This window comes from Corallococcus silvisoli (genome assembly GCF_009909145.1).
Lineage (GTDB): Bacteria > Myxococcota > Myxococcia > Myxococcales > Myxococcaceae > Corallococcus > Corallococcus silvisoli.
Map to the genome: position 1 here is coordinate 46,092 of NZ_JAAAPJ010000022.1, position 13,562 is coordinate 59,653.

A 13,562-nucleotide genomic window follows, 5' to 3' on the forward strand; every position below is an offset into this window, starting at 1 on the left:
ATGGCTTCCGGGCCCCGCGCATTCAGCTGCTGCGCGTCGGGGCCGAAGACCGCCCGAACAGGAGCGCTTCCGGGCTCTTGCCTCTCTCGTTCTTCGACAGCCTGGTACCCGCGTGACTCACGTCACGAGGCGTCCCGGATGTTGTTCAGGTACGTGTTGATGCCGTGCTTGCCGTCCACGTTGAAGACGTCTTCGTTCGTCCCGGCGGAGTCGAAGGTGTGGACGGTCGCTCCCTTGGGAGCCTGGGTCGACGGGCCGCCGTTGATGATGCCGATGCTCGGGAAGAGGCCCGACACGATGCCCGTGACGATGTCCGTCACCGGGTTGAACTCGTGCGTGCCCAGCCACGTGGGCACGGGGTCCTGCTTGTTGACGTAGAACGTGTACTTGGGCCCGTCCGGGAAGGTCTTGCCCGCGCCCGCGAAGGTCGAGACGTTGATGTTCCCGAGCAGCGCCTCGCGCTTCTGCCGGTTGCCTTCGCCGAGGATGGGGAGGTTGCCCCAGAAGCCGCCCATGTCCCCCTTGACGCGGTTGTCCACCGCGCGCAACGCGCTCGACACGACGGCGCCGCCCTGGCTGTAGCCCGTGACGTTGACCTTCTTGCCGGCCTGGAGGTCGTTGTAGACGGCGTCGGCGAGCGTCTGGGCCGCCTTGTTGTTCCCCAGGCCCAGCCGGTCCAGGCCCGTCTGCGCGACGTCCGCGGGCAGGCCCTCCGTGGCGTTGTAGATGGGAACCACGTTCGTGCCCGTCTCGTTCGCCAGCTTCTGGGCCTCGCCCATGTCGTCCTGCGGCTTCGTGAGGATGCCGTTGACGTGGTACGTCGTCGGCGTCGGGGAGGCGATGGGCTTCTCCGGCTTGAACGGCGGGACTTCGGAGATGGAGAACGCGTCCGGCGGATACGCGTAGCCATCCGAACCCAGGTACATGCCGTCGTACGTCTTGGGGTCGGCGCTCGCGTCGACCTTCAGCGCGCCGCGAGCCACCTTCGTCGCCTCGTCCAGCGTCACCGTACCGGCCTGGACCGTTCCCGTGTTGGACTGGACCGGGGGGAGGTTCGCGTTGCCCGCGACAGCGCCGGCGGCCGAGGCGCTCTTCGCCTCGAAGACGTCCGCCTTCACCTGGGCACGGGCGACCGTGTTCCTCGCCGCGACGGGCGTGGACGCTTCGTCAGTGGACCGCGGCGTCGCCGGCCGGATTGCTCCTCGTCCAACACCCTCGATGGCCATGGCTGGGTCCTCCGCGCTCCCGGTTCAGGGAGTTATCGGAGGATGAGAGCAGGAGTTGCCCCCGCCCTCCCGCGCTCAACCCGGCCGCAAGGCGTTCACGTGGAGGGCCGGCGTGCGGTGCTCCGCCGCGTGCTCCACCACCCGTCCCAGTCGCAGCAGCAGGTGCTCCTCGTACGGCCGCCCCATCAGGTGAAAGCCCACGGGCAGGCCCGCGCGGTCGAAGCCCGCGGGCACGGAGAGGGCGGGGCAGCCCGTGAGGTTCGCCAGACGGATGAAGCGCATCAACGCATCCACCACGGGCAGGTTCGACTCGCCGTCGGGGAGCGTCGCTTCGGGGATCGCCGGGGCGGTGCTGGCGGTGGTCGGGGTGACGATGACGTCCACGTCCGCCATGAGGGACAGCAGCTCCCGCGTCAGCCGGTGCCGGTGCCGCAGCGCGTGGACGAAGTCCGTGGCCCGGAAGTGCCGCCCGAGCGCCAGGTTGGTTCGCGAGTCGAGCCCGAACACCGACGCGCTCTCCTTCAGCTGCGGCAGCATCGCCTCCGTCATCTCACTCAAGATGATGCAGCTGTGCGTCCAGAGGATCGTGTTCAGGTCCGGCGGCGGAATCTCCACCACCGTGGCCCCCGCGTCGGTGAGGGCGCGCACGGCCTCCTTGCACCGGGCCACCACGTCCGGGTCGGCGTCCTCGAAGTAGGGCGTGCAGAGCCCCAGGCGGACGCCCTTCAGCGCCCCATCCTCGTAGCCTGACAGGTGATGCGGGGGCTGCTGCCGCGCGACGACGTCATGCCCGTCCGGACCGGCGAGAATCGCATACATCGCCGCGACGTCGTCGACCGTGAGGCCCATGGGGCCGACGTGCGCCACGTTCCAGCACAGCGGCGGAACGCCGGTCTCCGGGATGCGGCCCCACGTGGCCTTCAGTCCGACGATGCCGCAGAGCGCGGCGGGAATGCGGATGGAGCCGCCTCCGTCCGCGCCGATGCTCAGCGGACACAGGCCCGCGGCCACCACGGCCCCGGAGGCGCTGGAGCTGCCGCCGGTGATGTGGCCCCGGTTCCACGGGTTGCGCGCGGCGCCGTGGTGCGGGTTCAACCCGATGGGGTTGATGCCAATCTCATTCATGTTGGCCTTGCCCAGGATGAGCGCGCCCGCGGCCTTCAAGCGCGCGGCGACCGTCGAGTCGGTGGAGACGACCTGGGGGCGGAACGTGGTGCCCAGCGTCGTGGGAAAGCCCGCCAGGTCCACCTCGTCCTTCAGGACCACGGGCACGCCCTCCAGCACGCTCAAGGGCCTGCCCGCGCGCAGGCGCTCCGCTGACGCCTCCGCGGCCCGCAGCACCTCGTCCGGCTTGCGCGCGATGAAGAGGCCCAGGCGGTCCGCGCCGCCGTCCAGCCGCTCGATGGACGCATGGACCTTCCGCACCACGGCCACCGGATCCATCCCGCCTTCGCGGTAGGCGTGAGCGAAGGCCGCGACCGTCTCCCGCGTCGGCTCGCCCGGCGAAGCGGCGACGGCGCGCGCGGCCTGCTCCAGCGGTGTCTGGGTTTCGGTGGCGGGCGCCCCGGGGGGCAGGGGGTACTGGACGGGCGGCGCGTCTCCGGCGGACAGCTCGCGCCACGACACGATGCCGCTGTCCCTCATCAACTTCTCCACCAGCACCGGCCCGACGCCGCCCCGCTCCAGCGTGTGGACCATGGCCTTGAGGGCCACGCCTGAGAGACGCGGCGCCTTCACCGGGGAGCGTTGATAGGGCATGGAGTGCAGCCTACCGCGCCCCCGCGGCCGTTCCATCGCGCGCGGCCAGGGGGAGGCCGGGTCCCGCCGTCCACGGGGCTGCTGCGTCACCCGCGCACGCACGCCGCGTCCCGCTGAAACGCGCTTTGGGCGGGGAGCCCGCGTGTCTGGGAGGGAGCCGTCCCAGCCAGACGACGGCACATGGCGTGCACAGCCCGGAGCCATGCACCCGCGACGCAGGCACACACTCCAAACCCGGGCAGCGCCCGCGTCCGGAAGCGGCCGTGGCGGCGTGATACACCGGTGGAGCCATGGGCCCACACCGTCGCAGTGTCTCTCTCGTCCTGTGCCTCCTGGCGGCCTTCACGGGCTGCAAGAAGGAGGCACCCCCCGCGGGGCCTGAGTCGTCTGACACGCGACCTTCTGGCTCTAAACCCAGCATCGGCCTCGTGCTGGGATTGGGGGGGCGGGGAGATCACGCGTTCAACGACTCGGCCCTGCGGGGGCTGGAGCTGTGGGCGGCTGGCGTGAAGTACGAGAAGGCCGGCTACCAGCAGGCCTCCGCGGCCGAGCGTCAGGACTCGCTGGGGCCAGACCTGGCCGCGCGGGAGCTGGGGCCTCTGGGCATCACGCCCGTGGTCCTCCAGAGCCGGGTGGCGGAGGACTACGAGCCCAACCTGCAACTGCTCGCGGAGCAGCAGGTGTCGCTGGCGATGGGCGTGGGCTTCATGCTGGAGAACGCGGTGGAGCAGGTGGCCCGGCGCAACCCGTCGCTGCCCTTCCTCCTGGTCGACAGCCCGCTCCTGGACGCGCAGGGTCGGGTCTTCACGCTGCCCAACGTGCGCACGGTCACCTTCCGCGAGGAGGAGGGCTGCTTCCTGGCGGGCGCGCTCGCGGGCCTCGTGACGAAGACGGGCCGGGTGGGGATGGTCGGCGGAATGAAGGTCCCCCTGGTCCAGCGCTACGAGGCGGGCTTCCGCGCCGGCGTCGCCGCGACGAACCCGAAGGCCACGGTGCTCGTCAACTACACCGGCAGCTTCACCGACTTCGCCCTGGGCAAGCAGGTGGGGCAGGACCTGCTGCTGAAGAAGACGGACGTCCTCTTCGCGGCGGCCGGCGTGGACGGGCTGGGCGCCATCCAGGCGGTGAAGGAGGCGCGCGACGCAGGCGGCGCCGTGTATGTCATTGGCGTGGACTCGGATCCGTCCCACCTGGCGCCACAGGCGGTGCTGTCCGCGGTCCTCAAGCACGTGGACCTGGTGGTGTACGAGGCGGTTCGGGACCAGCTCCAGGGCCGCTTGAAGGGCGGGAGCCTGTCGCTGGGGTTGAAGGAGGGAGGCATGGGGTTGGCCCCCGTGCGGCTGGAATTCCCAGGCAAGGCGGAGGCGCTGCGCACGGTGGACGCGCTGCGGGCCCGCATCATCTCCGGGGAGCTGAAGGTCCCCACGCACGTCGCTCCCTCCGAAGCCGCGGGTCCCCTCCCCTGAGAGGGGACGTCCGAGCGTGGGGTCGCGCGGCAGGATGCTAAGTGGAGGACCCGCGTCGGGCCGCTGTCCCCGCCGCGCGCGAAGCCCACTGTAAGCCGAGGAGGAGCCCCCATGTCCGTCGCGCAGAAGATCGCCACCTGTCTGTGGTTCAACGCCAACGCCGAGGAGGCCGTCAACTTCTACACCTCTGTCTTCAAGGACTCGAAGATCTTGTCGGTCGCCCGGTATGGAGACGAAGCGCCAAGCAAGAAGGGGTCCGTCTTGCTCATCGAGTTCCAGCTCGCGGGACAGCAGCTCCTCGCGCTCAACGGCGGGCAGGACATTCCCTTCACGGATGCCGTCTCGCTGAGCGTGAGCTGTGAGTCGCAGGCGGAGGTGGATGACCTGTGGAGCAAGCTCACGGCGAACGGGGGCCGGCCGGTGCAGTGTGGCTGGCTCAAGGACCGCTTCGGGCTGTCCTGGCAGATCGTGCCCACGCGGATGCAGGAGCTGCTGAAGGACCCGGACGAGGCGAAGCGCAGCCGCGTCATGCTCGCGATGATGAAGATGGTGAAGCTGGACATCGCCACGCTGGAGCGGGCCGCCGAAGGTCGGTAGCGCGAGCAGCGGTCATCGTCGCCCCGAGGCCCTCGTCTCTCGTCGAGACGGGGGCCTTCGTCTCTCCGGGATGGCCAGGCGGGCGGAGGAGCATGTGAGCAGGCCTGGAGGGCGATTTCCTCGCGGGGAGGGCATGCGCAGCCTGCGGGCAAAGCACTTTGCCTTCAAGGAGCGCAGCGATGGCCTCGAATTGCAGCCATGTGGATCAGGTGGATGACCCGTCGCCCAGGACCGAGGGATGTGAGGAGTGCATGAAGATGGGGGACGACTGGGTGCACCTGCGCCGCTGTCTGTCCTGTGGGCACGTGGGGTGCTGTGACTCGTCGAAGAACAAGCACGCCACCAAGCACTTCCGTCAGACACAGCATCCCATCATCCAGGCCTTCCAGTCCGATGATGACTGGCTGTGGTGCTACGTCGATCAGCTCTTCATGGAGCCGCGGTCTTCTCGCGGCGAGGCGCACCCGTAGCAGGCTGGAGCCTCGCGGCCCCCGGTGACGGGGCATGGACAGAGGCCGGACCTCCGATGCTTTGCCGGCCCGGGGTGCATGACGCCCCCGAGCCGGAGTAGACACGGGGCATGTCCGCTCTGCTCGACAGCGGCGTGCGCCGGGGCGCCGAGGTGCGCTGCCCCGGGTGCACCCGCTTCATCCTCTCCGATACCGCGTGTCCGCATTGCCTCTGTGGCGCCATCGCGCCGGAGCGCTACGGCTCCGCGCGAGAGCTCTTGAAGTCTGGCGTGGACCGCTTCTCGCTGGCGGCTCGGACCGCCGCGCTGGAGCCCGCCCAGGTGGAGGTGCTGGAAGCACGCTACGCGCGGCAGTGGGGCGTGGTGCGGAGCCTCCTCGCGGACGCGCGGCGCATGGAGGCGCGGCTCATCCAACGCGGCTTCGTGCGCGACATGGAGGACCGCTGGGCGCGGATGCTGCCCATGGACGAAGCGTCCCTGGAGGAGCAGTTCGGTGTCGGCCCCCTGCCGGACTCCCTGGAGTGGCTGTCGAGCAAGGCCCCGGACCCGGACCTGCGTGAGATGGCCGCGCTCGCGTGGGTGCACGAAGGCACCTGGGAGCAGGGCGCCCGCTTCACCGTGCGCCGCCTGCTGATGAACGGGGAGGGCCGCATGTCGGTGGAGGCCATGCTCGCCCTGACGCACTGGCGCAATGGCGTTCCCCCGCGAAGCCGCCCCGAGGAGTCCGAGCAGATCCGCATCCTCGCCCAGGGCGTGCTCGACGTCCCCGAGCTGTCCTCGCGCGCCGCGGTCGCCTGGGTCCGGGTGTCGGACGAGGACGAGTCGCCGCCGGAGGCCGTCACCGCGGCGCTGCGCCGGGGCCTGTACGGCACGGACCCCGAGGTCCGCTTCGAATGCGCCCTCTGCCTCCGGGAAGAGGTGGAGGTCGCCCAGGCGTTGGACTCCTCCGATGCCGACCTCGCCGGCTTCGCCCGGCGCATCCTGAGCCAGTGGGGCTCGCGCCGGCTCCTCACGCGGTTGGAGCGGGACGGCGACGCGGCCTTCGCGAAGGAGGTCCTTCAGGAGCTCGCCTCGCCTCCGCCCGAGGGCGCGCTGGAGGCGCTGCTCACCGTGTCCCTGCGCACGGTCGGGTCGCTCGCGGACGAGCTGCGGTCCTTCGCGAAGCGCCGCCCCTTCCGGGCCTGGGGCGTCGAGGACCAGCGGCGCTGGGCCCGGTGGGCGCGCTCGGTGCTGCGCGACCTGCCCGCGGAGACCGCGCTGGACTTCTTCGAGTGGGCCGCCACGCCTCCCTTCAACGACCCCGAGGGCCCCGACGAGGAAGAGACCGAGGCGATGTGGGCCTTCCTCGAGGAGACGGTGCACGCCATCGACCGGGGCACGGCGAAGGACCGCGATGCCTGCTTCAAGGACTCCGCGTTCGTGCTCTTCCTCCACCACTCCGGCGTGGACGAACAGCGGCGGCTGAACGACTGGGCCCGCGACCCGGACAGCGGCGGGGCCTTGCTGGAGGCGCTGTTGATGTTCCCCTCGCGGGAACAGCACGCGCGGCTTTCTCCCGAGCGGAAGGATGCCGAACCCGGTCATGCGGGCCGCCTGTTGATGGCCATCTGGGACGGTCCGGGCCAGCACCTGCTGGTGGCGCCGTTGGGCAAGCTGGTGCGCTCATGGAGCGCCCTCTCCGGCCGGGAGTCCCTCGTCGAAGCCGTCTGGCGGCGCTTCCAATCACATCCCTCCGAGCGCGGCGCGTTGCTCGCCGCCTTCGCGGGGTGGCGCGACGTGCTCTGGGAGAGGCAGCGCGAAGCGGAGCCGGACGTCCTCGCGCGCTTCCAGACGTGGTGGCGCGTGGATCCCGAAGGGCTCTATCCCCAGGCGGTGCGGCTCCTGGAGGGCGCGCCAGAGGAGGCCCTGCCCCGGAGGCTGCGCGCCCTGTGGGACGCGGCGGAGGAGGTGGTGGGCACGCGTCCGCGCACCGCGTCCCTCTCCGTGTCGAAGGGCGCCATGGCGCTGCGCAACGCGCTGGAGTCCCAGGACCCCGCCATCCTCGGCGTGATGGACGCGGAGTGGGAGCACTTCGAGGCGCGCTTCCCGGCCTTCGAGCAGCGCGTGCTCGCCACGCCGTCTCCGCCGGAGGAGTCGAACATCCACCGCGACTTCCTGGACGACACGCACGACGCGGTGCGGATGATGCGGGAGCGCCGCGAGCGCCGCCGGGCGAATGAAGCCCGCGAGCGGGAGCGGGAGATTGAACGGCAGGTGGCCGAGTCCCGCCGCCGCGACCGGGAGCGCCAGGCCGAGGTCGCCCGCCGCGACGCCGAGGCGCTCGCGGCCAGACAGGCCGCCGCTCGCGAGCAGCAGGAGCTCCACGCGCTCGTGAATGCCCAGCTCGCGCTGTCCACGCTCCAGCCGCGGTTGGACCCGCGTCCCCTGGACAGCGAGGTGTTGTTCCCGGGGGCGGCGCTCCCGACGCTCGTGGACTACGCGCGGATGATCAAGGCGCTCCAGCGGGGCGGGGACGTGCTGAAGCTCTTCGAGACCGCGGGGCTGACGCCCGCCACCTGGGCCGCGCAGGCGACCGCGTGGGGGCAGGCGATGGTGGGCCGGATGGAGCTGGGATTGCGCTTCGCGGAGCTGCTCGGGGCGCCCTGGGAGTGACCTCCCGGGGCGCGGTCGTGGGGCCCCGCGCTACTGCGCGGTGGCGCCGCCGTCGAGGATCATCTCCGCGCCGGTCATCAGCTTGGACTCATCCGACGCGAGGTAGACCACCGCGTTCGCCACGTCGTCCGGCTCACCGAACCGGCCCATGGGGATGCCCTTGAGCATGCGCGCGCGGGTCTTCTCCGCCTGGCCGCTGGCCTGGGACAGCGCCTCCACCATGGCGGTCTCCACGTAGCCGGGGTGGATGGAGTTGCAGCGGATGCCATAGCCCTTGGCCGCGCAGTGCAGCGCCACGGACTTGGACAGCAGGCGCACGCCGCCCTTGCTGGAGCTGTACGCGGGGAACTGGCCCACGCCCACGATGCCCGCGATGGAGGAGATGTTGATGATGGAGCCCTGGGCCCCGCACTGCTTCATCGCGCGGATGCCGTGCTTGCAGCCCAGGAAGACGCCGTCCAGGTTGACCGAGTGCACGAGCTTCCACTCGTCCAGCGTCATCTCCTCCACGTCCTTCACGATGCCCATGCCGGCGTTGTTCACGAGCACGTCCAGGCGCCCGAACTTCTCCACCGTGCGCGCCAGCGCGTGGACCCACTGGTCCTCCTGGGTGACGTCCAGCTGGACGAACAGGCCGGCCTCGCCCAGCGACTCCGCCACCGCGCGCGCTTCGGCTTCGCGCCGGTCGGTGACCACCACCCTGGCGCCCTCGCGCGCGAGCATCCGCGCGGACGCGGCACCCAGCCCCCCCGCGCCGCCAGTCACCAGGGCCACCTTGCCTTCGACTCGCTTCATGGTCGTCGTTCCTTCAAGTGAGCGGCGGAGGCTTCACGCCGCGGGGTTGGGGGTGAGGAGGATCTTCCCGTTGCGGCCCGGCTCCTGCGCGCGCTTCACCGCGTCCTGGATGCGCTCCAGGGGATAGGTGCCGTCCACGGGCGCTTGCAGCACGCCCCCGGCCATCAGCTCCGCCAACCGGGCGAGCGTGGCGTTCTGCTCCTCGCGAGGGGCGTCGCGCAGCCAGCGCGTCAGCCAGAAGCCGCGCAGGGTGACGTCCTTGAAGATGGAGGCCGCGGCGGACAGCTGGGGGCCCTGGCCGCCCATCGCGCCGTAGTTCACCAGCGTGCCGCCGGTGGAAAGACAGTCACCCACCCGGCGGGATGACTCGCCCCCCACCGCGTCGATGCCCAGCCGCACCTTCGCGCCGCCCGTCGCCGCGCGCACCTGCTGGGGCAGCGCATCCGTGTCCAGGAGCACCACGTCCGCGCCCTGGGCCTTGAGGTCGTCCGCCAACTCCTGGCGGCGCACCACGTTGACGGTCTTCAGGCCCATCACCTGCGCCAGCGTGATGAGGTAGCGGCCCACGGCGGAGTTGGCGGCGTTCTGCACCACCCACTCGCCGGGCTGGAGCGTCACGAACTGGCGCAGCATCAGGTACGCGGTGGGCGGGTTGATGAGCAGCATGCTGGCCTGGAGCAGGTCCAGGCCGGGTGGCACGGGCAGCAGCTGCGCGGCGGGGGCGGTGAGGTGGGTGCGCCAGGTGCCCGCGCCCAGGGGGAGGAAGACGAGGTCGCCCACGGAGACGGCATCGGAGCCGGACACCTCCACCACGCGGCCCACGCCCTCGTTGCCGGGCGTCGCGGGCAGCTTGGGCAGCACGCCGTATTCGCCGGAGAGGGTGAGCAGGTCGGAGGGGTTGATGGGCGTGGCGAGCACCGCCAGCCGCGCCTCGCCGGGCTTGAGCGGCGGGGGAGCTTCCTCCACCACCTGGGCGACGTCGGAGGGCGGCCCGAAGGCCGAGAAGCGCACTGCTTTCATGGCGTTGCTCCCGCGCGAAAGAGGTGGCGCCACCCTAACCGCCTTCGGTCCTGCTGCCGAGCGTGCACTCTGGACCCACCCGGGGTGCGCGGCTCCCAGGTGGAGCGATCCCTCATCCCTTCCCCCTGCCCCTGGAGGCAGGTCGCTCTGTCCATCCGTGGACGCGGGGCAGGGGAGGCTGCCAGACGTCGACAGTCGGCCCTCGCCACGGCGCGGAGGGCTGCACAGGTTCTGAAGTGGACCCCTCGGTGGGGCGCGTGGGGATGGGCGAGGAGGGCGAGTGTGAGCAACGTGCACCACGAAGGGGCCCGGTCCGGGTCGGGAAGCGCCGAGGGGGAGGGGCTGTCGGCCGCACCATGCGTCTGGAAGCGCAGGCTGGTGACGGTGCTCAAGCCCGTCTTCGCGATGGGTGGCGTGAGCATGCTGGCCACGATGGTGCACAAGGCGGGCGCCAGCGAGCTGAAGACCACGCTCGTGGGTGCGATGCCATTGCTTCCCTGGGTGGTGCTCATCGAACTGGGCCGGCAGACCTGCGACGCCACGGCGACGCGGCTGTCCTATGGCGCTCGCGCTCGGCAGGTGCCGCTCTCGGTGTTGGTGCGTGCACAGTTGATTGGCACCGCGGTGTCGAGCATGGCTCCCGCGGGCCGAGCGGCGGCGGAGGCGACCAAGGCGACCCTGCTCACGCCCTACACGGGGGGCGCGTCCGCGACGGCGGCGGCGGCCACGTCGCAGTCGGCGTCGCTGGGGGCGGGAGGGCTCATCTCCTTTCCGTGCGCGGTGGCGTCCTTCATGCTGACGGGCTGGAGCGCCTTCACGGTGGCGATGCTGGTGCATGGCTTCGTGTTGTTGATGGCATCGCTGGGCGTCCGCGCGGGGCTGCGCGCGAAGCGGCTGGGGGCGTGGATGCGCCGGCGGTGCGGCAGGTGGGGTGAGCACGCGGAGGCCTTCCAGGCATCGGTGTGCGCAGGAGGGCTGTGTCCATGGCGGCCGATGCTGGCGTTCCTGGGCAGCCGTGCGTTGCAGGTGATGCAGTACGCGGTGCTGGCGCACGCGGTGGGCATCCACGCGACGGCGGTGCAGGCGCTGTTCACGCAAGGGCTCTACCTGGTGGCGTTGGCCATGGGCTCGCTGGTGCCCGGGCAGGTCGGCGTGACGGACGGGATGTTCTCTCTGGCCGCGGGTGCGATGGGGACGACGGCGGCGAAGGCGATGTCCATCGCGTTGCTCGCGCACTCGGTGCAGGCGGTGTTCGTGCTGGCGGGGACGCTCACGCCGCTGGTGTGGCGCCCCCGGAAGACGAAGGCGACGGGGGTGCCCGTGGGGCCGCCGGGCTTGCCGTCGCCGGTGTATCACTGAGGCCGTGAGGGCTTCGGCGGCTCAGGTCGTCGCCAGCCGGACGTGGACGGGAGTGCCGCTGAAGGCCGCGTTGCCGCTGACGGCGTCCAGCGCCTGATCATCGGTGAGGTCGTTGATGCTGGCGCCCGCGTGCGCGCCCGCCACCTTCAAGCGGATTCCCGCGCGCTGGTGGCCATAGCCATGCGGCAGGCTGACGACGCCCGGCATGACATCCTCGGTGACGGCGACGGGCACGGTGACTTCACCCACGCGCGAGCGGACGGTGGCCTCCACGCCTTCGGCGAGGCCCAGCCGGGATGCGTCGTCGGGGTGGATCATCAGCGTGCAGCGGGGGCGGCCCTTCACGAGCCCGGGCACGTTGTGCATCCACGAGTTGTTGTCGCGCAGGTGCCGGCGGCCAATGAGCAGCAGCTCCCCGTCGCGAGGCGCCGCGTCATCAGGGAATGCGGCGCGCAGCCGCGCCACGTCCGCGACGAGCAGCTCTGGAGCCAGCTGGATGCGCTTGGAGCGGTGGCGGAGGCGGCCGGGGAGGCTGGGCTTCAACGGGCCCAGGTCGATGCCATGGGGCGCGGCGCGCAGCTTCGCGAGCGACAGGCCGTCCTTCTTGAACGGATGGAAGCGGGAGCCATAGGGGCCCATGCGGAGGCCCAGGTCGAGGATGCGCTCGGGCCCCAGGCGCTTGAGGGCCTGGTACTTGAGGAGCGCGCGGGGGCCGCGTCCGTGGCGTAGCGTCTCCAGCCGGTGCTGGAGCTCCAGGAGGATCTCCCAGTCCTGGCGCGCATCCGGCGCGGCCTGGAAGACAGGGGGCGAATACTTCGCGGTGTTGCGCACGGCGAGCACGTGGAAGGCGAGGTCGTAGTGCCCGCGCTCCAGCACGGACACGGGCGGCAGGATGTAGTGAGCGTGCCGGGTGGTCTCGTTGAGGTATGGGTCGATGCTCACCATGAAGTCGAGCTGCCCCAGCGCGGTATCCAGCTGTGTGCCATTGGGCGTGGACAGCACGGGGTTGCCGGCCAGGGTGATGAGGGCGCGGATGCGGCCCTCGCCGGGGGTGAGGATCTCCTCCGCGAGCACGGCGACGGGGAGCTCGCCCGCGGTCTCCGGCAGGCCGCGCACGCGGCTCCTCCAGCGTCCGTGGCCGCCGCGGCTGACGCCGAGTGCCCGGGGGCCACCGATGAGGTCGAAGGCAGGGAGGGTGAAGAGGGCGCCGCCTTCGCGGTCCAGGTTGCCGGTGACGATGTTGAGGACGTTGATGAGCCATTGGCAGAGGGAGCCAAAGGGCTGCGTGGACAGGCCGATGCGGCCGTAGCAGACGGCGCCGTCGGCGGCGAGCAGGTCCCGGGCGATGTCGCGAAGCACGTCTGGCGCGATGCCGGTGTGAGGGGCCGTGCGCTCAGGAGGGAAGTCACGGGCGAGCGGCGCGACGGCGTCCAGGCCCTCGACGAAGGCGGCGAGCCGGCCCATGCGGTGGGGGTTCGCCTCCAGGACGAGGTGGAGCAGGGAGAAGAGGGCGAGCGCGTCGGTTCCGGGGCGGACGAAGACGTGCTGGTCCGCGATGGCGGCGGTCTCGGTGCGGCGCGGGTCGATGACGACGACCTTGCCGCCGCGCTCCTGGATGGCGCGCAGGCGGGCGCGCACGTCGGGGGTGGTCATCAGGCTGCCATTGGACGCGAGCGGATTGGCGCCCAGGATGAGCATGTATCGCGTGCGGTCGATGTCTGGGATGGGGACGAGCAGCTGGTGGCCGAACATGAGGTGGGCCACGAGCTGGTGGGGGAGCTGGTCGACGGAGGTGGCGGAGAACAGGTTGCGCGAGCGCAGGGCGCGCAGCAGCCCGGAGCCGAACATCATCGAGCCCAGGTTGTGGACGTTGGGATTGCCCAGATAGGCGCCCACGCAGTTCGGGCCGTGCTCCTGCTGGAGCGCGTGGAGGCGTTGGCCGATGTCCTGGAGGGCGTCTTCCCAGGACACGCGCTCCCAGCCGGAGGCGGTGCGTTTCATGGGATGGCGGAGGCGGTCCGGGTCTTCGTGCAGGTCGCGAAGCGCCACGGCCTTGGGACAGATGTGGCCCCGGCTGAACGGATCCGCGTCGTCGCCCTTGATGGAAGTGATGCGCCCGTCGGCGACTTCGATGCGGACACCGCACATCGCTTCACAGAGGTTGCAGGTGCGGAAGTGGACCTGGGGCGGGGCGGAAGCGCTCATGGGCGTGGAGCCTAC

At 71.1% G+C, this 13,562-nt stretch carries 10 protein-coding genes; 5 read left to right on the forward strand and 5 right to left on the reverse strand.

Annotated elements, in window-relative coordinates:
- Positions 1 to 122: 122 nt before the first annotated feature.
- Together GTY96_RS32860 and GTY96_RS32865 are read right to left on the reverse strand one after the other, a co-directional pair.
- Positions 123 to 1,226, reverse strand: coding sequence for a PE-PPE domain-containing protein (locus GTY96_RS32860; RefSeq protein ID WP_143908143.1), 1,104 nt, complete (start codon positions 1,224 to 1,226; stop codon positions 123 to 125).
- 75 nt (positions 1,227 to 1,301) lie between these two features.
- Positions 1,302 to 2,984, reverse strand: coding sequence for an amidase (locus GTY96_RS32865; protein WP_161666765.1), 1,683 nt, complete (start codon positions 2,982 to 2,984; stop codon positions 1,302 to 1,304).
- 290 nt (positions 2,985 to 3,274) lie between these two features.
- Here GTY96_RS32865 and GTY96_RS32870 point away from each other — a divergent pair, with 290 nt between their 5' ends.
- The 4 genes from GTY96_RS32870 (at position 3,275) to GTY96_RS32885 (ending at position 8,168) form a co-directional block, all read left to right on the forward strand.
- Positions 3,275 to 4,450, forward strand: coding sequence for a BMP family lipoprotein (locus tag GTY96_RS32870; RefSeq protein ID WP_161666766.1), 1,176 nt, complete (start codon positions 3,275 to 3,277; stop codon positions 4,448 to 4,450).
- A gap of 111 nt (positions 4,451 to 4,561) precedes the next feature.
- Complete coding sequence (locus GTY96_RS32875; protein WP_161666767.1) at positions 4,562 to 5,047, forward strand: VOC family protein; 486 nt, start codon at positions 4,562 to 4,564, stop codon at positions 5,045 to 5,047.
- Positions 5,048 to 5,226: 179 nt separating this feature from the next.
- Complete coding sequence (locus GTY96_RS32880; protein WP_143908151.1) at positions 5,227 to 5,517, forward strand: UBP-type zinc finger domain-containing protein; 291 nt, start codon at positions 5,227 to 5,229, stop codon at positions 5,515 to 5,517.
- Between the two features lie 110 nt (positions 5,518 to 5,627).
- The gene (locus tag GTY96_RS32885) at positions 5,628 to 8,168 is read left to right on the forward strand and encodes a hypothetical protein (RefSeq protein WP_161666768.1); all 2,541 of its coding nucleotides are present in this window, start codon (positions 5,628 to 5,630) and stop codon (positions 8,166 to 8,168) included.
- Positions 8,169 to 8,198: 30 nt separating this feature from the next.
- On the opposite strand, the gene GTY96_RS32890 is transcribed toward GTY96_RS32885, so the two are convergent.
- A complete protein-coding gene (locus tag GTY96_RS32890) occupies positions 8,199 to 8,963 on the reverse strand; it encodes a glucose 1-dehydrogenase (protein ID WP_143908156.1) in 765 nt (254 codons plus the stop codon).
- A 33-nt stretch (positions 8,964 to 8,996) separates the two neighbouring features.
- Positions 8,997 to 9,983, reverse strand: a complete 987-nt coding sequence (locus GTY96_RS32895) for a zinc-dependent alcohol dehydrogenase family protein (protein WP_143908158.1) — start codon at positions 9,981 to 9,983, stop codon at positions 8,997 to 8,999.
- A 282-nt stretch (positions 9,984 to 10,265) separates the two neighbouring features.
- Between GTY96_RS32895 and GTY96_RS32900 the strand changes: the two genes are divergently transcribed.
- On the forward strand, positions 10,266 to 11,342 hold the full coding sequence (locus GTY96_RS32900; protein WP_328701088.1) for a lysylphosphatidylglycerol synthase domain-containing protein: 1,077 nt from the start codon (positions 10,266 to 10,268) through the stop codon (positions 11,340 to 11,342).
- A gap of 21 nt (positions 11,343 to 11,363) precedes the next feature.
- On the opposite strand, the gene GTY96_RS32905 is transcribed toward GTY96_RS32900, so the two are convergent.
- On the reverse strand, positions 11,364 to 13,547 hold the full coding sequence (locus GTY96_RS32905; RefSeq protein WP_161666769.1) for a molybdopterin oxidoreductase family protein: 2,184 nt from the start codon (positions 13,545 to 13,547) through the stop codon (positions 11,364 to 11,366).
- Positions 13,548 to 13,562: the final 15 nt, after the last annotated feature.